General features: G+C 64.6%; 16 protein-coding genes and 4 tRNA genes. 1 reads left to right on the top strand and 19 read right to left on the bottom strand.

What is annotated here, in order from left to right; genetic code table 11:
- Positions 1-16: 16 nt before the first annotated feature.
- The 16 genes from secF to AD89_RS0106870 all read right to left on the bottom strand — a co-directional run bounded on the left by secF (position 17) and on the right by AD89_RS0106870 (position 14,566).
- Positions 17-1,033 carry a protein translocase subunit SecF gene (gene secF / locus AD89_RS0106790; RefSeq protein WP_025777853.1) on the bottom strand — a complete coding sequence of 339 codons (1,017 nt, stop codon included), beginning with the start codon at positions 1,031-1,033 and terminating at the stop codon, positions 17-19.
- Positions 1,030-3,147, bottom strand: a complete 2,118-nt coding sequence (gene secD / locus AD89_RS0106795; protein ID WP_035320153.1) for a protein translocase subunit SecD — start codon at positions 3,145-3,147, stop codon at positions 1,030-1,032. The genes secF and secD overlap by 4 nt, the downstream gene beginning before the upstream one ends.
- Before the next feature lie 71 nt (positions 3,148-3,218).
- Positions 3,219-3,773 carry a preprotein translocase subunit YajC gene (gene yajC, locus AD89_RS19260; RefSeq protein WP_231488509.1) on the bottom strand — a complete coding sequence of 185 codons (555 nt, stop codon included), beginning with the start codon at positions 3,771-3,773 and terminating at the stop codon, positions 3,219-3,221.
- An 81-nt stretch (positions 3,774-3,854) separates the two neighbouring features.
- Positions 3,855-4,931: a Holliday junction branch migration DNA helicase RuvB gene (gene ruvB / locus AD89_RS0106805; protein WP_035320154.1), complete on the bottom strand. Its 1,077-nt coding sequence runs from the start codon at positions 4,929-4,931 to the stop codon at positions 3,855-3,857.
- Complete coding sequence (gene ruvA / locus AD89_RS0106810) at positions 4,928-5,524, bottom strand: Holliday junction branch migration protein RuvA (protein WP_025777857.1); 597 nt, start codon at positions 5,522-5,524, stop codon at positions 4,928-4,930. The genes ruvB and ruvA overlap by 4 nt, the downstream gene beginning before the upstream one ends.
- 64 nt (positions 5,525-5,588) lie before the next feature.
- The gene (gene ruvC, locus AD89_RS0106815; protein ID WP_025777858.1) at positions 5,589-6,185 is read right to left on the bottom strand and encodes a crossover junction endodeoxyribonuclease RuvC; all 597 of its coding nucleotides are present in this window, start codon (positions 6,183-6,185) and stop codon (positions 5,589-5,591) included.
- Complete coding sequence (locus AD89_RS0106820) at positions 6,185-6,937, bottom strand: YebC/PmpR family DNA-binding transcriptional regulator (protein WP_025777859.1); 753 nt, start codon at positions 6,935-6,937, stop codon at positions 6,185-6,187. Before AD89_RS0106820 ends, ruvC begins: the two co-directional genes overlap by 1 nt.
- 137 nt (positions 6,938-7,074) lie before the next feature.
- Entirely contained in the window at positions 7,075-7,554 is a 480-nt protein-coding gene (locus tag AD89_RS0106825; protein ID WP_025777860.1) for an NUDIX hydrolase, read from the bottom strand.
- 130 nt (positions 7,555-7,684) lie between these two features.
- Positions 7,685-9,727, bottom strand: coding sequence for an alpha/beta hydrolase family protein (locus tag AD89_RS0106830; RefSeq protein ID WP_025777861.1), 2,043 nt, complete (start codon positions 9,725-9,727; stop codon positions 7,685-7,687).
- Positions 9,724-10,329 (bottom strand): HIT family protein, encoded by a 606-nt coding sequence (locus tag AD89_RS0106835; protein WP_025777862.1) that lies wholly within the window; start codon positions 10,327-10,329, stop codon positions 9,724-9,726. The genes AD89_RS0106830 and AD89_RS0106835 overlap by 4 nt, the downstream gene beginning before the upstream one ends.
- Positions 10,326-12,332 carry a threonine--tRNA ligase gene (gene thrS / locus AD89_RS0106840; protein WP_025777863.1) on the bottom strand — a complete coding sequence of 669 codons (2,007 nt, stop codon included), beginning with the start codon at positions 12,330-12,332 and terminating at the stop codon, positions 10,326-10,328. Before thrS ends, AD89_RS0106835 begins: the two co-directional genes overlap by 4 nt.
- Positions 12,333-12,527: 195 nt before the next feature.
- Positions 12,528-13,829: a DUF4190 domain-containing protein gene (locus AD89_RS0106845; RefSeq protein ID WP_025777864.1), complete on the bottom strand. Its 1,302-nt coding sequence runs from the start codon at positions 13,827-13,829 to the stop codon at positions 12,528-12,530.
- A gap of 356 nt (positions 13,830-14,185) precedes the next feature.
- Positions 14,186-14,257 (bottom strand) — tRNA-Val (locus tag AD89_RS0106855).
- Between the two features lie 37 nt (positions 14,258-14,294).
- Positions 14,295-14,366 (bottom strand) — tRNA-Val (locus AD89_RS0106860).
- Positions 14,367-14,396: 30 nt separating this feature from the next.
- Positions 14,397-14,467 (bottom strand) — tRNA-Cys (locus AD89_RS0106865).
- A gap of 26 nt (positions 14,468-14,493) precedes the next feature.
- Positions 14,494-14,566: transfer RNA gene (locus tag AD89_RS0106870), tRNA-Gly, on the bottom strand.
- A gap of 136 nt (positions 14,567-14,702) precedes the next feature.
- Here AD89_RS0106870 and AD89_RS0106875 point away from each other — a divergent pair.
- Positions 14,703-15,179, top strand: a complete 477-nt coding sequence (locus tag AD89_RS0106875; RefSeq protein WP_231488511.1) for a TIGR02611 family protein — start codon at positions 14,703-14,705, stop codon at positions 15,177-15,179.
- Positions 15,180-15,276: 97 nt separating this feature from the next.
- Here AD89_RS0106875 and zapE read toward each other — a convergent pair whose 3' ends face one another.
- The 3 genes from zapE to AD89_RS0106890 form a co-directional block, all read right to left on the bottom strand.
- Positions 15,277-16,284: a cell division protein ZapE gene (zapE, locus tag AD89_RS18280; protein ID WP_035320155.1), complete on the bottom strand. Its 1,008-nt coding sequence runs from the start codon at positions 16,282-16,284 to the stop codon at positions 15,277-15,279.
- A gap of 154 nt (positions 16,285-16,438) precedes the next feature.
- Positions 16,439-17,377, bottom strand: a complete 939-nt coding sequence (era, locus tag AD89_RS0106885) for a GTPase Era (RefSeq protein ID WP_025777866.1) — start codon at positions 17,375-17,377, stop codon at positions 16,439-16,441.
- 1 nt (position 17,378) lies between these two features.
- A complete protein-coding gene (locus AD89_RS0106890) occupies positions 17,379-18,686 on the bottom strand; it encodes a hemolysin family protein (protein WP_081770368.1) in 1,308 nt (435 codons plus the stop codon).
- Positions 18,687-18,692 lie beyond the last annotated feature (6 nt).

Genomic DNA, 18,692 nt, shown 5'->3' on the forward strand with positions numbered 1-18,692 from the left:
CTCCTCTCTCGCCGAATCAGACTTCGGCGTGAATCACCGGTGGGACGTCTGCGCCCCCGTTCTTCAAGCGTAGTTCACGCACGGCCTCCTCCTGTGCCTTGACCGCCGGTTCGTTCGCCCGGAGGACGGCGTAGAGGGGGCTCGCGACGAACAGCGTCGAAGCGGCTGCCACTATAGTACCGATGAACAGGGACAGCGAGATATCGACCAGCGTTCCGGCACCGAGCAGGAACACGCCGATGAAGAGGATCGAGGCGATCGGGAGCACGGACACCACCGATGTGTTGATCGAACGCACGGTCGTCTGATTCACACCGAGGTTGACGAGTTCGGAGAACTTGAGGTTCCGCCTCTCTTCGAACCTCGTGGTGTTCTCTCGGATCTTGTCGAAGACGACCACCGTGTCGTAGAGCGAGAAGCTGAGCACGGTGAGGAAACCGATGACGGCTTCCGGAGTGACTTCGAAGCCGGTGGCCGAGTAGATGCCCATGGTCACGATCATCACGGCGAAGAGTCCGACGATGGCCGCGACCGACATCTTCCAGGTGCGGAAGTACAGCGCCATGACGATCAGCGCGATCGCCACGAAGATGACGAGCGCACGGATCATCTTCGACGTCACGTCCTGTCCCCATTCGGGACCGACGAACGTCGAGGTGACGTCTTCGACCTTCACGTCGTATCCGGACACGAGGGCGTCGCGGACGTCCTGCATCTGCGGATCGGTGAGCTGGTTGGTCTCGATCTGGACGGCCGTGTCACTGGTCGGCGTCAGGCGCGGCTCGGAACCGGAGACCACCTCGTTGATGATGCCTTCGCCCTTGGCCGCCGACGTGTCGGTGATGTGGTCGACCTGGAACTGCGAACCGCCCTTGAACGCGATTCCGAAGTTGAAGCCGAAGATGAGCGGGACGAGCAGAGACAGGAGGACGAGGACACCGGCGATGCTCAGCCACAGCTTCGCCTTGCCGACGAAGGGGATCGATGATTCGCCGCTGTGCAGCCGGTTGCCCCAGGCAAAGAACCGTTTCACTTGTCATCCTCCTTGCCGTCGGCTGCTGCCGAGTCCTCGGCGGCAGCTTCTTCCTCTGCACGTCGAGCCGCGGCCTTCCGCTCGGCGATGGTCATCCCGCCCGCCGCGGTCTTGGCCGCTTTCGATTTGGCCGCTTTCGATTTGGCCGTCTTCGGCTTGGCGGCCTTCGTCGTGTCGGACGAGGTCTCCTCCGATTCGGACGCGGCTGCTGCCGCGGCGGTTGTGTCGGACCCGTCTTCGGCCGTCATTCCGGCCTTGCGCAGCCGCGCCTTCTCCCGCCGTTTGGCTTCGGGCGACTTGTCGTCGTCGTCGATGGACAGGTTGAGCGCCCCGCGGTATGCGGCGGGTTTGACCCCGAGCAGACGCGGATCCATGCCCGACATCGGGTGCCCCTCGCCGAAGAACTTCGTGCGTGCCAGGAACTGCAGCATCGGGTGGGTGAACAGGAAGACGATGAGCACGTCGATGATCACGGTCAGGCCCAGCGTGAACGCGAAGCCTCGCACCGAGCCGACGGCCAGGATGTAGAGGATGACCGCGGCGAGCATGTTCACGGCCTTGGAGGCGTAGATCGTGCGCTTGGCACGGTTCCAGCCGACCTCGACGGCGGAGAGCAGATTGCGCCCGCTGCGCAGTTCGTCTCGCACACGTTCGAAGTAGACGATGAACGAGTCCGCGGCCATTCCGATGCCGATGATGATACCGGCGACACCTGCCAGTGACAGTCGATAGCCGTATCTCCACGATGCCAGCAACAGCAGCAGGTAGGTGAGCACACCGGCGACGACGAGGCTCGAGACCGTGACGAGGCCGAGCACTCGGTACTGCAGCAGCGAGTAGACGACGACGAGCAGGAGTCCGACGAAACCGGTGAGCAGACCGATCTTGAGGTAGTTCGATCCCAGGGTGGGTGAGATCTGGTCCTCGCTCTGGACCTGGAAGCTCAGAGGCAGTGAACCGTTCTTGAGCTGATTGGCCAGAGTCTGTGCCGAGTCGAGGGTGAAATTGCCGGTGATCTGAGCGTTGCCGTCGGTGATCACCGCGTTCGAGGACGGAGCCGAGAGCACGAGGCCGTCGAGCTCGATCGCGAACTGGTTGTACGGCTGCTGCTTGCCGGTGATGTCCGAGGTGATCTGTTTGAAGATCTCACGCCCGGTCGAATCGAAGGAGAGGTTGACGGCAGGGGTGTTGGTCTGCACGCCGTTGGCTCCCGCGGCATAGCCTGCGTTCGCATCGGCAAGATGATCACCGGAGAGTTCGACGGGGCCGAGGATGTACTTCGCCTGTCCGTCTTCCGAGCACGAGACGACCGGTTCGTCCGAGGGCTGCTGTTGGCCGCCCGTCCGGTTCTTCTTGTTCGTGCAGTCGAGCTCCGAGTATTCCTTGATGATCTTTTCGGTCTGCCATTCGGAGGCGTCCTTCTCGGGATCGAAGAGAGGCCGCGGTGTCGAGTCGGTGACCTTCGAACCCTCGCTCGAGCCGCTGGTCTCGTCGGATTCCTCCGCGTCGCTGCTCTCCGATTCCGACGGCTTCGACGTCTCTGAGGCCTCGTCCGTCTCTGTGGCCGAGCCGCCGGCATCGACGACATCGCCGCCGCCGGACGGAGCCTGATCCTCACCGTCCCCGTCGCCCTGCGAATCGGCGCCGGTGAGGTCCTCGAGGCGTTTGCGCTCTTCGTCGCTCAGCCCGTCATCGGCGCCCGACTCCTCGCCGCTGCTCTCCTGCTCCTTCTGGATCTGCTCCTGTGAACGCGGGTCACCGACCAGCGCCACACGACGGAACACCAGCTGAGCCGACGAACGCACGAGGTTGCGTGTCTCCTCGTCGGGGTTGCCCGGGAGGTTGACGACGATGTTGCGGTCACCCTGCGTCGAGATCTCGGCTTCGGAGACACCGGTCGAGTCGACGCGCTGACGGATGATCGCCACGGCCTGGTCGAGCTGCTCCTTGCTGATGTCCGTGCCCTCGGACACCTGTGGTTCCAGGATGATCGAGGTTCCGCCCTCGAGGTCGAGCGCGAGCTTCGGAGTCGTCGTGGCATTCGACCAGATGACCCCGCCGGCGATGATTGCGGCCAGGGCCACAGTGATGATGGCCAGCCACAGGAAGCGCAAACCAGGGCGTGGTTTTTCTTCGATATCGGACACTTTTCAGCTTTCAGTCGGGAGCAGAGGGCGAGAACGGATCAGTTCTTCTTGTCGGTATCCGAGTCCGTCGAATCCGTGGAAGCGTCATCCGTGGCGGCGGAATCGGCATCAGTCTCTGCGGCCTCAGCGTCGACGTCCTCGGTCTCCGCAGCAGATTCCTCAGTGCTGATGTCCTCAGCAGCCTCGTCATCCGCCGTGTCCTTCTCGGCGCGCTTGCGTTCGTTCATGGCGTCGAGCTCAGCATCGGTGATGGCCGGCTTCTCGTCATCGGCGGCGGCATCGACATCGGCATCAGCGGCGGGGGCGTCGGCGGCGGGCGCGTCGACCGGCGCTGCGGCCTGGTTGTTCTCGATCTGGCCGATCGCCTGGCGGTGCACGCGCAGGACCGTACCTGGTCCCGATTCGATGGTCACCTGGTTGTTCTCTTCGTCGATGGAGAGCACGGTGCCGAAGACACCGAAGGTCGTCATCACGGTTGCGCCGGGCACGAGACCCGATTTGATCTGCTCCGCACGCGCTTTCTGCTTACGCCGAGAATTGAACAGGAAAAAGATCAGCAGCGCGGCAAGCGCAAGAGGGATCAGCAAATCCACAGATATCAGCCTTTCATATGAATGAATCAGTGAACCAGCTTAGTTCGTCCTCACCTCTCATCGCGAACTCAAATGCGCGGTTCAGAACTCATAGTTTGCTGGGATCTGCATTTTCAGGTGATTCCAGGCGGCCGAGGTGGCCACCCGTCCCCGTGGGGTGCGGCTGATCAGCCCTTCCCGCACGAGGTACGGCTCGGACACGGTTTCGACGGTGTCGGCTTCTTCGCCCACGGAGACAGCGAGCGTTCCCAGCCCGACCGGGCCTCCGCCGAAGCGCTGGCACAGTACCTGCAGAACCGAGCGGTCGAGTCGGTCGAGACCGAGTTCGTCGACCTCGTAGACGCGCAGGGCGTTGGTGGCGGCTTCCTCGTCGATGATTCCGCTCCCGCGCACCTGTGCCCAGTCGCGGACGCGGCGCAGCAGTCGATTCGCGATTCGCGGGGTGCCCCGCGAACGTGTGGAGATCTCTTCGAGCCCGGCGAGCTCGGATTCGATGCCGAGCATCCGGGCCGAACGCCTGAGAACCGTGAGCAGGTCGGCGCTCGAATAGAAGTCGAGCAGGGCGGTGAAGCCGAAGCGGTCGCGCAGCGGCGCCGGAAGCAGACCGGACCGGGTCGTGGCGCCGACGAGAGTGAACTGCGGGAGATCGAGCGGGATGGCGGTCGCGCCGGGTCCTTTGCCGACGATGACATCGACTCGGAAGTCCTCCATCGCCACATAGAGCATCTCCTCCGCGGCACGGGCCATCCGGTGGATCTCATCGATGAAGAGGACTTCGCCTTCCTCGAGGGAGGACAGGATCGCTGCGAGGTCGCCGGCATGCTGGACGGCAGGGCCGGAGGTCACCCGCAGGCTCGCGTTCATCTCATGGGCGATGATCATCGCCAGAGTGGTCTTGCCGAGCCCGGGAGGACCGGAGAGCAGCACATGGTCGGGAGCCTTCTGCCTGGCCTTCGCGGCGTCGAGGACGAGGGAGAGCTGCTCACGCACCTGCGGCTGGCCGATGAAGTCGGCCAGGCCCTTCGGGCGCAGCGCCGCCTCGGCATCGCGCTCGGCCGTCTCGGCGCGTCCGGAGACGAGCCTCTCCTGTTCGGCTCCCGTCAGGTCCTGATCGCCGAAGTCCATCTCGTAGGAATCACGGTCGAAGGAGCTCGTCATCGCTTCGCACCCAGGACCTTCAGTGCGGCCTTGAGGATCACGGAGGTGCCGGCGTCAGCACCGGTCTCCTTGACGACCTCGGCGACGACCTCCTCGGCCTGCGCTTCCTTCCACCCCAGTCCCACGAGGGCGTCGACGACCTGCTGGTTCCCACCGCCGAATGACAGGGTCGGCCCGGGAGCGGCAGCGGTGAGCTTCGGCAGCTTGTTCTCGAGTTCGAGGATGATGCGTGAGGCGCCCTTCTTCCCGATTCCGGGCACGCGGGTGAGCGCATTGGCGTCCTGATTCGTGATCGCGGCAGCGAGTTCGTCGGGTCCCATCACCGACAGGATCGCCATCGCCAGGCGCGGGCCGATTCCGGAGATCGACAGCAGCACTTCGAAGGTATGGTTCTCGTCTTCGGTGGTGAAGCCGAACAGCGTCATCGAGTCTTCGCGCACCACGAGGCTGGTGACCAGTTCGATCTCGACGCCGTGCCGGGTGCCGGCCAGGGTGTCGGGGGTGACGTGGACCTTCCGGCCGACACCGTAGGTGAGAACGACGAGGTGGTCAGCTGCGATCCGTTGCACCGTACCGCTGAGGAAACTGATCACGGACAGCCTTTCTTAGGGGAACACGTGTACGAATCCAGGTTAGCAGGCACCCGCTCCCCCATGCTCACTTGGCGCGCCGCATGGCCTCGGCCCACTGCTGCTGGGCCTTCGTCAGTCCGCTGCCCTGCCGACCGCGGGACTTGCGTTCGGTGAGGTCCTTGTTCTTCCCCGGCGTCGATTGGGCCGCCAGCGCCCCGCGCCAGGAATGGCAGATCGCGATCGCCAGGGCGTCGGCGGCGTCGGCGGGCTTCGGCGGTGCCTCGAGCCCGAGGATCCGTGTCACCATCGAGGTGACCTGCTTCTTGTCCGCACGTCCCGAACCGGTGATCGCGGCCTTGACCTCGGACGGGGTGTGCATGGCCACGGGCAGTCCGCGGCGGGCGGCCAGCCCCATCGTCAGTCCCGATGCCTGGGCGGTGCCCATGATCGTGGACACATCATTGCGGGCAAAGACGCGTTCGATGGCGACGACATCGGGACGGTACGTGTCCAACCAGGTGTCGAACGCCTCGGCGATGGCACCGAGCCGCAGGTCGACGGAATCAGCCGAGGGCGTCCGCAGGACGTCGACGGCGACCATCGTCGCCTTCCGAGCGGGCAGGGTGTCGATGACACCGAGCCCGCACCGGGTCAGTCCGGGGTCAACACCGAGGATGCGCATCAGGCATCGAGTTCGGCGAGGACCTCATCGCTGACATCGGCGTTCGAGTAGACGTTCTGCACTTCGTCGCTGTCTTCGAGCGCGTCGATGAGGGAGAAGACCTTCTGCGCGGTCTCCGCGTCGAGGCTGACCTCGAGCTCGGGCACGAAGGAGGCTTCGGCCGAGTCGTAGTCGATCCCGGCGTCGACGAGCGCGGTGCGCACGGCCACGAGGTCGGTGGCCTCGCAGATGATCTCGAACTTCTCGCCGACTTCCTTGACCTCTTCGGCCCCGGCGTCCATGGTCGCCAGCAGGATGGCCTCTTCGTCGGTCTCCTCGGCGCCCACGGTGATGACGCCCTTGCGGTTGAAGTTGTACGTCACCGAACCGGGATCGGCCATCGACCCGCCGTTGCGGGTCACGGCCACGCGCACCTCGGAGGCGGCACGGTTGCGGTTGTCGGTGAGACATTCGATGAGCAGAGCCACACCGCCGGCGGCGTAGCCTTCGTACATGATCGTCTCGTAGTTGACTCCGGAGCCGTCGAGACCGCCGCCGCGCTTGACCGCGCGGGTGATGTTGTCGGCGGGCACCGAGTTCTTCTTCGCCTTCTGGATCGCATCGAACAGCGTCGGGTTGCCGTCGGGGTCGGGTCCACCGTTGCGAGCGGCAACCTCGATGTTCTTGATCAGCTTGGCAAAGAGTTTGCCGCGCTTGGCATCGATGGCAGCCTTCTTGTGTTTAGTCGTTGCCCATTTGGAATGACCTGACACTGGTGTTCCTTCCTGTAGTTACAGCCTCTCAATTCTATACGCTGATCGCCCGGACCCATGCAGACGACCGGAGGCGATTCCGTGCCGCCTCACGTCGGCGACTCCGTGCGGACTCGCCTCGGTGCGCAGTCGCGGGTTCAGTCGATGACCAGCGGCACGTCGGGAATGGACCCGGCGGTGGCCAGGTCGATGAGGCCGAGCAGATTCTTCGGATAGATCGTCTCCGTCGTGGCCAGGAGCTCCTCCCGGGTCCACCAGCGGAATTCGAGCAGGCTGCGTTTCTCGATGTCCGTCCAGACCGCGTCTTCGAGTTCGATGTCCTCGGTGGTGCGGAAGGCGAAATAGGTTTCGACCTGGCGCAGTGACTTCTCCGTGAATTCGAAGACCTCGTCACGAGTGGCCAAGGGGCCGATGAGTTCGTGGGGTTCGCATTCGATCCCGGTCTCCTCCGCCAGTTCCCGTGCCGCCGTCTGCGCGGCCGATTCGCCGAGTTCGGAACCTCCACCGCAGGTCATCCACCACTGGTGGCTGGGGGTCAGCAGGTCTTGGGCCCGGATCAGGAGGACCTCGTCGCGCTCATTGAGTAAAACGACCCGTGAGGCTTTACGAGGTTTCATGTTTCTCCAGTGGTCGGCGGCGAAGGGAGGCAAGTGTTTGCAGAATAATGACGCTGGGGGATTTCGGCAAGAGCACGACAGCGGCCCAGAGAACGATATCGGCTCTGCGCGTTCCCCACCAACTCGACGCTCATGAGGCGGAGTCGGCCGCAGAGGCGGCACCAGGATCAGCCTCGCCCGAGCGATGTCGCTCACCCTCCGGCCGGGTCCGCTCCCCGCCGCTGAGGTGCCGGTCCCACCAGTCGAGGATGGCTTCGAAACGCTGCCTGCGGTGGCGGGGCTGCCCAGCCCGGGAGAGTTCGTGGTTCTCGCCGGGGAAGATGAGCATCTCGGTGTCGACTCCGGCTCGCTGCAGGGCCGCGTAGTACTGCTGTGCCTGTTCCAGCGGGCAGCGCAGATCGAGTTCCGAATGCATCACCAGAGTCGGTGTGCCGACCTGTGGGGCGTGGGCCAGGGGCGATTGGGCCGCGATGGCCTCTCGGCTGCGGCTCGTGTACTCCTCGGTGAAGAAGCGCCCGATGTCGGAGGTCCCGACGAAGCTGTCGGGATCGAGGTAGCCGCGTTCGACGACGGCTGCGTCGAAGCGATGGTCCGCGGCGATCGTCATCGCTGTGAGATATCCCCCATACGATCCGCCCTGGATGCCCAGCCGGCTGCGGTCGAGGGTGGGATCGGATTCGAGGGCGTGGTCGAGGACGGCGAGCACATCGGCCATCGCCGGAGCCGCCATATCGCCTTGGACGGCGGTCCCCCAGCTGCGGGTGCGGCCGCCGGATCCGCGCGGGTTCGAATACACGACGGCATATCCTGCGGAGGTGAGCACCTGGGTCTCGTCGAACCACGAATGCGTGTACTGGGCGAAGGGCCCGCCGTGGATGTTGAGGATGACGGGGAAGGGTCCCTCCCCGTGCGGTTTGGCCAGCCAGCCGGTGATCGTCCCGGAAACGCCTGGCACCCGCAGCACCTGGGGTTCGACGGAGTTCGCCGGTGCCGGATGCTCCTTGACGATGACCGTCTCACCCGTCACCGAGGCGGCCCCGGAGTCCGCGCGGGCGTCGAGACCGATCCGGCCGAGGACGGCCGGAGAGCGTGGAGTCGATCCGGTGAAGACGAGGGTCTCCTCGTCGAGGTCGAAGCCGTTGACGACGGTGGTGTCGTCGGTGAGGAAGTCGAGGTCGTCGAGGGCGACCTGTGCGGCGTCGAGGCCGATGCGAACGATCCGGGTGGCTCCGTCGGTGTCGACGGCGGCGACGACCGCTCCCCCGTGGATCTGCGGCCGGATCGGTGCCAGGGCCACGGTCTCCGGGTCGGTCAGCCGCCTCGTGGAGCCGGTCGTCATGTCGTGGAGGAAGAGTCCGGGCATCTGCCCGACGAAGTCGAGTTCGTCCCGGATCAGAGCGTTGCCGAGCAGCAGCACCCGTTCGGTGTCGATCCACACGTGCAGACTCAGACTCATCGGCGGCAGGTCGAGCGGGTGCGACTCCTCGCGGCCGAGCAGCCACACGGTGCTGCGCAGGTCGGGTCGGCCCCGATCGGGTTCGGCTGCCGCGATCACGCTCGCCCAGTGACCGCCCGGGGAGAACTGGGGGTCGTGGACGTCGGTGTCCGGAGTGGTCAGCAGCGTCGACAGCGGGACCTCGGAGGCCCCCCGCAGGCCGACGGTGCCGAGTCCGGGTTCGGCGAGGTCGACGAGGAAGGCACGGGCCGGGCGGTCATTCGTATAGCCGAGTCCGTTGGCCAGGTAGGACGCCGTGGTGATCCGGCGTGGGGCCTCTTCGGACGCCGGAACGGCCTCGTCGAGGCCGTACCGGCCGGGTTCGGCGACACGGGCGACGTAGAGCGCCCTGGCGCTGGAGTCGTCGAGAGCGAATTCGGACACCCCGAGGTGGTTGTCCGTGATCTGGTGTGCCGTCTCCAGGCTGTCGCCGACGTAGAGCTGCGGGGCGGCCTTGTTCTCCGCGCTCAGATATCCCGACCAGTTCGGGACGCACTGCGGGTCCGAGTCCGACCAAGAGTGTGTCAGCCGTCTGGAGCGGTCGCCACTGAAGGCGAACAGCTGGGCGAGGTAGCTGTTGGTCTCGAGGTCGGGTCGCCGGATCGTGATGACGGTGTCGCTGCCGCGCAGCATGGGCGAGGAGTACTCGGCGAGGGTGCCGAGGTCTTCAGGATTCATCTGTTCCATTCCTTTTGCAGCCGTGCCTGCACATCGGCGTGCACCTGCGGCAGGGCCTTGGTCTGAGCGATCACGGGCAGGAAGTTCGCGTCTCCGCCCCAGCGCGGGACGACGTGCTGGTGCAGGTGGGCGGCGATTCCCGCGCCGGCCACCGGTCCCTGATTCATGCCCAGGTTGAAACCGTGGGGTCCGGACACGGCCCGGATCACGCGCATCGCCTGCTGCGTGAAACCGGCGAGTTCGACGGTCTCGTCTTGGCTCAGGTCCGTGTAGTCGGCGACATGACGGTAGGGGCAGATGAGCAGATGGCCCGGGTTGTACGGGTAGAGGTTGAGCACCGCGTACACGTGCTGACCGCGGGCGACGATGAGTCCGTCCGCGTCGGTCTTCGACGGTGCCGTGCAGAACGGACATTCGTCGGCTCGATCGTCCTTGGGTTTGTCCTGACCGTCGATGTAGACCATCCGGTGCGGGGTCCACAGGCGTTGGAATCCGTCGGGTTCCCCGGGGAACCCGGCGGCGGCCTCGGCGCAGGGAATTCCCTCACCGAGGCGGCCGCCCGAGTGATCCTGAGCGGTTCGGTCCTCGTCGCCTCCGCTCATACCTGGGCCTTGGTCTCGATCGTGTCGAGGATCCGTCGCACCGCCTCGGCGACGGGCACGCCGTTCTCCTGTTCACCGCTGCGGAAGCGGAAGGACACGGCACCGGCGTCGCGGTCCTCTCCTCCGGCGATGAGAGTGAAGGGCACCTTCGACTTCGACGCGTTGCGGATCTTCTTCGGGAACCGGTCGTCGCTGTCGTCGATCTCGACCCGGACTCCGGCGGCACGCAGCTGGTCGGCCACCTCGGCGAGGTAGTCGTTGAACTCATCGGCCACGGGGATGCAGGTCACCTGCACGGGCGCCAGCCACACGGGGAAGGCTCCGGCGTAGTGTTCGGTGAGCACGCCGAGGAAGCGTTCGATGGAGCCGAACTTCGCGGAGTGGATCATCACCGGCTGTCTGCGGGAGCCGTCGGCGGCGACGTATTCGAGTCCGAAGCGCTCGGGCTGGTTGAAGTCGAGCTGGACGGTCGACATCTGCCAGGTGCGGCCGATGGCGTCGCGGGCCTGGACGGAGATCTTCGGGCCGTAGAAGGCCGCGCCGCCCGGATCGGGGACGAGTTCGAGTCCGGTCTCCTGGGCGACCTCCTCGAGCACGCTGGTGGCTTCGGCCCACTGTTCGTCGGAGCCGATGAACTTATCCGCCTTCTTCCCGTCCTCATCGCGGGTGGAGAGCTCGAGGTAGAAGTCGTCGAGGCCGAAGTCGCGCAGGAGGCTGAGCACGAAGCCCAGCAGATGGCGGATCTCCTTCCCGGCGTCTTCCTGGGCGACGTAGGAGTGCGAATCGTCCTGGGTCAGGGCGCGGACGCGAGTGAGGCCGTGGATGACACCGGAGGCCTCATCGCGGTAGACGGTGCCGAACTCGAACAGGCGCAGGGGCAGGTCTCGATAGGACCGGCCGCGGGACCGGAAGATGAGGTTGTGCATCGGGCAGTTCATGGCCTTGAGCCGGTACGGTGTGCCCTCCTTAACGACCTGGTCGGACTCGTCGCGGACCTCGTCGACCGACATCGCCGGGAACATGTTCTCGCCGTAGTAAGGCAGGTGGCCCGACGTGTAGTAGAGGGTCTCTTTCGAGATGTGCGGGGTGCCGACGTATTCGAAGCCCTCAGCGATGTGACGCGCGCGGACGTAGTCCTCCATCTCCCGTTTGATGACGCCGCCCTTGGGGTGGAAGACGGGCAGACCGGAGCCGAGCTCCTCGGGGAAGGAGAACAGGTCCATTTCGGCGCCGAGTTTGCGATGGTCGCGACGTTCGGCCTCGGCAATGCGGTCCTGGTAGGCCTTGAGGTCGTCCTTCGAAGCCCAGGCGGTGCCGTAGACACGCTGCAGGCTCGCATTCGCCTGGTCGCCGCGCCAGTAGGCGGCCGAGGATCGGGTGATGGCGAAGCCGTTGCCGATGAGCTTGGTGTTGGGCAGATGGGGACCGCGGCACAGGTCCTGCCACACGACTTCCCCCTTGCGGTCGACGTTCTCGTAGACGGTGAGTTCACCGCCGCCGACCTCCACGGAGGTCTCTTCGTCGCCGCCGTTGCCTTTGTCGTCGATGAGCTCGAGCTTGAACGGCTCGTTCGCCATCCGCTCCCGTGCCTCGTCCTCGGTGACGACGACGCGGTTGAAGGTCTGGCCGGACTTGACGATCTGGGCGGCCTTCTTCTGAATCGCCTTGAGATCCTCAGGGGTGAAGGGCTCGGCGACGTCGAAGTCGAAGTAGTAGCCGTCGGTGATGTAGGGACCGATGCCGAGTTTGGTTCCCGGGAAGAGCTCCTGAACGGCCTGAGCGGTGACGTGACCGGTCGAGTGGCGCAGGATATCGAGTCCGGCATCGGAGTCGATGGTGATCGGGGCGATCCGATCGCCTGCCTGCAGCTCGCGGCTGAGGTCGGCGGGTTCGCCGTTCAGCCACATGGCAACGACCGTGCGGTCGGTGGAGAAGATCTCCGTTCCGGTCAGCCCCTCTGTGAAAGGAATGCTTTCGCCCGCGCAGTCAATGCTGTCTGCCACTGATTTCTCCGTTCGTTCCGTGTTCATTCTTCCAGCCCGTTCGGTGGGCGACTCACCCTCAGATTCTAGTACCAATTCGGTTGCGACAAATCAGTTGGGTGACAGTCCGAAGACTGCCACCCACACTGAGTCCGGCGACCCCTGCAGCCGAGCGTTCAGGACCGTCTGGGCCCTGTCACCTCGGGAAACAGAGTGTCACTGCTTGTAGAACTCGAAGTCCTTGCCCTTGCCGAGGTCGTCGACGAGTTCGAGCTTGAGGTGCATCCCATCGATTTCGGCCTTGGGGACAGCGAAGGCGAATTCATAGGTCGTTTCGCCGCCGGCGGGAACCGGATCGGTGAAGGCCAGGGAGCCCTTGTAGTTTCCGCCGTCGAAGACGTCGTCGTATTCCGTGCTGCCGCCGTCGTTGGCGGACAGGTTCGTGAGAGTCATCTCCAGGTCGGAATTCGAGTTGTTCTTCACGGTCATCGTCACGATGGCGATCTCACCATTGGTCGATTCGGCGCCTGAGGCGTACTCGCCTGCGGTGCCCTCGCGGACGTTGATCTGTGCAGTGACGTCGGTGCCGATCTCGACCTCTCCGCCCTGAGCGGGTGCGGCGTCGCCTCCATCCGAGCCGTCGGAGCCCTGGCTGGGATCCTGTCCGGCCCCCTGGCTCGGAGCCGATGTCGGAGACTGACTCGAGGCTTGGTCGACGGCGGATATGAATCCGATTCCGAGCGCAAAGTAGACGATCACGGCAATGATCGTGGCGAGGATTGCAACGAATCCGAGGATGAGACCGGTAATGCTCAGTCCCTTGTTTGACGCAAGCCCCTTTTTGATCGCGGAAAGCGCTATGAATCCGAAGATGACCGCCGCAATGCCGAGCAGTCCGCCGATGATGAGTCCGGAGGTGAGAATACCGACGATGCCGCCGATCAGAGCGAGGATGCCCCAGATGTTCTTCGACGTGTTCCCGCCGCTGCCAGATGGGTACTGACCGTAGGCGGCGTTCGGGTTGGCCGGGATGAACTGATCGGAGGAACCGTCTGCACCCACGTAGGCCGGCTGCTGACCGTACTGGTTGGCATCGTACTGCGCGTTGGCGTCATAGGGGTTCTGACCGTACTGATTGCCGCCATACGGGTTCTGGTCGTCCTGACCCTGGCCGTACTGGTTGTTCGGGTCCTGACCGTACTGGTTCTGGCCATACTGATTCTGGTCGTTCGACGCACCGTAGTTGGGCTGCGAACCGTACTGGGGAGCCTGCTGCCCGTACTGCTGCGAGCCGTCGTTGCCGCCCTGGCCGTAGTTCGGCTGCGAGCCGTAGGGCTGGCTGCCCGCCGAGCCGTACGGCTGCCCGGACTGCCCCGAGCCCGACTGTCCGGGCTGCTGACCGACGTTCTGATCGCTGCCGTAGTTGGGGGCATTCGGCGGCTGGTTGTTCGGGTTCTGCCCGTTGGGGTCGTTGGGCGAACCGTCACCCGAACCGTACGGGTTCTGAGGAGTAGACATAGGTGCTCCGAAGTCATCGTCGTTTAGTACAACACCCAGCGTACTAGCAAACCCCTTTGTTACAGCATGCTGACCGCGTTTCAGTCCTGGAACATAGTGAACGAAACGCACACTATCCACATCAGCACCATGAACCTCGGGAGCCACTGCCTCGCCGTGCCCACCATCGCGCTTCCCCGCCGCTGGCGGCCGCAGCCATACCTCGCGGGTTCAGCCCACTTTAGAGTGAACAGCCCTGTTTCAAACATGGGCTATTCACCCAAAAGTGAGCTATTGCGAAAAAGCGCCTCATAGACAGACACCTGCCCGAGCGTGAATGCACGAAGCCCCGAGTGGATCACTCGGGGCTCCTTCTGTGCGCGATACTGGGATCGAACCAGTGACCTCTTCCGTGTCAGGGAAGCGCGCTACCGCTGCGCCAATCGCGCTCTATTCATTTGTTGCACCGGAACCCGAGGGTCCCTGTGCGCGATACTGGGATCGAACCAGTGACCTCTTCCGTGTGAAGGAAGCGCGCTACCGCTGCGCCAATCGCGCTGGTCAACCGACATTTCTGCCGGTCATCCGAGGTGGCGACGGGATTCGAACCCGTGTATACGGCTTTGCAGGCCGCTGCCTCGCCTCTCGGCCACGCCACCGCCAAGGCAGTGCCATGACGCCTCCGAGCGGATGACGGGACTCGAACCCGCGACCCTCACCTTGGCAAGGTGATGCTCTACCAACTGAGCCACATCCGCATTTCTCGCTGCCCGGTTTCCCTGGCAACGAGATATAACTCTATACGCAGGTGGCGGCTTACGCAAAATCAGAATCGGGTGATCGTGGTCACACCCGTCGATCAAGCTTTCAGGGTCACCATCCTATAGTGGTGGGGTGAACGCAGAGAGTCCGCAGACCCGCCCCAAAGGCTGGTTGTCACGCCACCACCGGCAAGGTCCCCGACCGTGGCGCAAGCTGCGTTTGGGCTTCCTCCGGTGGCGCCGCACAGTGCTGGCCAATCCGCACACGGCACGGCTGTATCGCAGCATCGTCGGTGGCCTCGGCACACTCATCGTGCTCATCGGACTCGTTCTCGTTCCGCTGCCCGGGCCGGGCTGGCTCATCGTCATCATCGGCTTGTTCATCATCTCCAGCGAGTTCCACTGGGCTCGGCGGCTGCTGCACTTCGTGCGCGTGAACGTCGAACGGTGGACCCACTGGATCATGGCGCAGAGTCTGTGGGTGCGCTGGACCGTCGGCGCGGTGACGGCAGCGTTCGTGACCGCCGTCGTGTGGTTGACCCTCCGACTCACCGGTCTGCCCGATTGGGTCCCGGACCTGCGCATCTTCGATGCGATCGGCCTGAGCTGATGACAACGACGCCCGTGAGACCTCGTTCGGAGGTCTCACGGGCGTCGCTCGTCGGGCCGGACCCCGGTCCGGTTCGGGGAAGGACCCCGATACGGGCTCAGGACGACAGTGCGGTCAGGCGTGAGAGGCAGCGCATGTACTTCTTCTTGTACCCGCCGGCCAGCGACTCGTCGGTGAAGACCTTGTCGAGGGCCGCACCGGAGTTGAGGATCGGCACATTGCGATCGTAGAGCCGGTCGACGAGCGCGACGAATCGCAGTGCCACGCTCTCGTTGTCGATGGTGCGAACGTTTTCCCACACAGCCGCGTCGACGCCGTCGACCATCCGCCCGTAGCGCGAGGGATGGACGGTGGACAGGTGGCTGAGCAGCTGAGAGAAGTCGTCGCGGGCGACGACCCCGTCGAGCCGGCTCGCAGCCGCGTCGAGTTCGGACTCCGACAGCGGATCGGCCGGAGCGGTGAGCTCACGGGCACGGTAGTCCTTGCCGTCGATGCGGTAGACCTCGAACTGATCGGCCAGCGCCTGGATCTCGCGCAGGAAGTCCTGAGCGGCGAAGCGCCCCTCCCCCAGAGATCCGGGCAGAGTGTTCGACGTCGCGATGATCTTCACCCCGGCGTCGGTGAGCTCGCGCATCAGCCGTGACATGAGCACGGTGTCGCCGGGGTCGTCGAGTTCGAATTCGTCGACGCACACGAGCTTCATCGTCGACAGATCGTCGCGGGCCCGGGCGAAGCCCAAGGCTCCGACGAGATTCGTGTATTCGACGAAGGTGCCGAAGGTTGCAGGCTTGTCATTGGCGTGCCAGGCAGAAGCCAGCAGATGAGTCTTGCCGACGCCGTAGCCGCCATCGAGGTAGACGCCCTTGGCGCCGGACTTGCCCTTCGAGAACAGCTTGCCGAAGAATCCCTGGCCGGTCGAGCGCTCGGTGAATTCCCGCAGCTTGTTCCTCGCCTCTTCCTGCGACGGCTCGGCCGGGTCGGTACGGTAGCTGTCGAAGGATACGTCTTCGAACTGCGGCGGCGGCACGAGACCTGCGATGAGCTCTTCGGGGGCAACCTGTGGGGATCGGTCGCTCAGTGCGACCAGAGTCTGCTCGGCATTCACTCGGCCTAGTCTAAGGCAGGCCCGAGTGCCCGGTTCAACTCGGCCGACACGAGGTGGCGTCCATCACAGAGCGCGGACCGGCGCGGATTCCGCCACCTGACAACTGACAGACAACGCGCGGTACACCCCGCCATCGGCGACAGGCTTGACAGGCTCAGTTGTTGAAGTCGAAGCCGAGGCGGCCGAGCTGCTTCGGATCGCGCTGCCAGTCCTTGGCCACCTTGACGTGCAGGTCGAGGTAGACCTTCGTGCCGAGCAGCCGTTCGATGCCCTGGCGGGACTCCGAGCCGATCGCTTTGAGCCGGCTGCCGCCCTTGCCGATGATGATGGCCTTCTGGCTGGGACGTTCGACATAGAGGTTGACGTGGACGTTCCACAGCGGATTGTCCTCGCTGCGGCCTTCCCGCGGGTACATCTCCTCGACCTGCACAGCCAGGGAATGCGGCAGTTCGTCCCGCACACCTTCGAGGGCGGCCTCGCGGACGAGCTCGGCGATCATCTTCTCCTCCGGCTCATCCGTGAGGTCACCGTCGGGATAGAGCGGAGGAGATTTCGGCAGGTGTGCCGCGAGCACCGAATCGACGGTGTCGACCTGGAAGTCCTCAACGGCGGAGACGGGCACGACATCGGCGAAGTCGGCGAGCTCGCCGACGGCCAGCAGCGCCTCGGCGATCTTGTCCTTGGGCACCCGGTCGACCTTCGTCACGAGCGCCACGATCGGGGTCCGCCCGTCCAGCAGCGCCAGCTGGGAGGCGATATAGCGGTCACCGGGACCGATCGGCTCATCGGCGGGCAGGCAGAAGCCGATGACGTCGACCTCCCCCAGCGTGGACGCCACAAGATCATTGAGTCGTGACCCCAGGAGGGTGCGCGGTTTGTGCAGTCCGGGGGTGTCGATGAGGATGAGCTGGTGATCGTCCTTGTGAACGACTCCGCGGATCGTGTGACGGGTCGTCTGAGGTTTGGCCGAGGTGATCGCGACCTTCTCGCCCACAAGGGCGTTCGTCAGCGTCGATTTGCCCGTATTGGGCCGTCCCACGAAGCAGGCGAAGCCCGCCCGGTAGTCCTCGGGGTAGTCGGTGCGAAATTCCATCTCAGTCCTCTTCCTGCGTCCCCGAACCACCGGCTGCGGCGGTCTGTGCGTCGTCTCTGCTGTCCTCGTGGGTGCGGGTGACCCGCACGTGGGTGATCCGATGGCGGCGGCCCTGACCCTCCATGGCTTCGATCTCGAGGCCTTCGATCGATGCATGCGAGCCGTCGATGGGCACCCGGTCGATGAGCTTCGAGAGCAGTCCGCCGACGCTGTTGACGTCATCCTCGTCGATGCGCACATCGAAATAGTCGGCGAAGTCGGAGATCGACATGCGGGTGCTGATGATGAATGATCCGTCGTCGCCTTCAACGAGTTCGTCATCGCCGTTGTCGTATTCGTCTTCGATCTCGCCGACGATCTCCTCGACGATGTCTTCGATGGTCACCAGCCCGGCGGTGCCGCCGTATTCGTCGATGAGGATCGCCAGATGCGTCGAGTCCAGCTGCATCTGCCGCAGCAGGTCATCGGCCGGCTTCGTCTCCGGGACGAACAGGACGGTGCGGGCCAGGTTGCCCACGGGCCGTTCGGCCTCCTCGGGATGGAGGTGGAGACGCCGGGCGACGTCCTTGAGGTAGGCGACTCCGCGGACGTCGTCGAGATCCTCCCCGCAGACAGGGATCCGGGAGAAGCCGGAGCGGAAGAACAGATTCATCGTCTTCTGCAGGCTGACGTCGGCATCGACGGTGATGAGGTCGGTGCGCGGCACCATGACCTCGTTCGCCGAGGTGTCCGAGAGATTGAACACGGACTGGATCATCTCGCGTTCGCCGTCTTCGATGATGTCGGATTCGCTGGCACGCTCGACGAGGTCGCGCAGCTGTTCGGAGGTCACGAACGGACCGTCCTTGTACACCTTGTCCGGGGTGAGCAGATTGCCGAGCACGACGAGGATGCGAGCCAGCGGTTTGAGCGCGACGAGGACGATGCGCACGACCCAGCTGAGGTTGAGGCTCACGGCCAGGGACCGGCGTTTGCCGATCGTGCGCGGGGAGACTCCGGCGATGATGAAGACCGCCACCGAGGCGGTGATCACCGTCAGGAAGACCATGAGCGGACCCACGGAGTAGTAGGAGTCATAGGCCAGCGCGATGAAGACCGTGGCGAGTGCTTCGAGGAAGTTGCGGACGAAGATGATGACGTTGATGTTCGTCGGCAGGTCCGCGAGGATCCGCTCCACGCGCACAGCCGAGCGTTTGCCGTCCTCCTTCGCCTCCTCGACAGCATGGTGGGAGACGTTGAGCAGAGCGGCATCCACGGCAGACAGGGTGGCCGCGATGATGAGGCACAGTGCCGCACCGAGGAAGAACATGAACAC

The sequence above is a fragment of the Brevibacterium sp. VCM10 genome (assembly GCF_000583215.1).
Lineage (GTDB): Bacteria > Actinomycetota > Actinomycetes > Actinomycetales > Brevibacteriaceae > Brevibacterium > Brevibacterium linens.

Excerpts from the sequence above, each read along its gene's own strand:
- ruvB (WP_035320154.1), bottom strand. The coding sequence starts at position 4,931 with ATGACGAGCTCCTTCGACCGTGATTCCTACGAGATGGACTTCGGCGAT.
- ruvC (WP_025777858.1), bottom strand. The coding sequence starts at position 6,185 with ATGCGCATCCTCGGTGTTGACCCCGGACTGACCCGGTGCGGGCTCGGT.
- AD89_RS0106825 (WP_025777860.1), bottom strand. The coding sequence starts at position 7,554 with ATGAAACCTCGTAAAGCCTCACGGGTCGTTTTACTCAATGAGCGCGAC.
- AD89_RS0106830 (WP_025777861.1), bottom strand. The coding sequence starts at position 9,727 with ATGAATCCTGAAGACCTCGGCACCCTCGCCGAGTACTCCTCGCCCATG.
- AD89_RS0106835 (WP_025777862.1), bottom strand. The coding sequence starts at position 10,329 with ATGAGCGGAGGCGACGAGGACCGAACCGCTCAGGATCACTCGGGCGGC.
- AD89_RS0106845 (WP_025777864.1), bottom strand. The coding sequence starts at position 13,829 with ATGTCTACTCCTCAGAACCCGTACGGTTCGGGTGACGGTTCGCCCAAC.
- era (WP_025777866.1), bottom strand. The coding sequence starts at position 17,377 with ATGGAATTTCGCACCGACTACCCCGAGGACTACCGGGCGGGCTTCGCC.
- AD89_RS0106890 (WP_081770368.1), bottom strand. The coding sequence starts at position 18,686 with ATGTTCTTCCTCGGTGCGGCACTGTGCCTCATCATCGCGGCCACCCTG.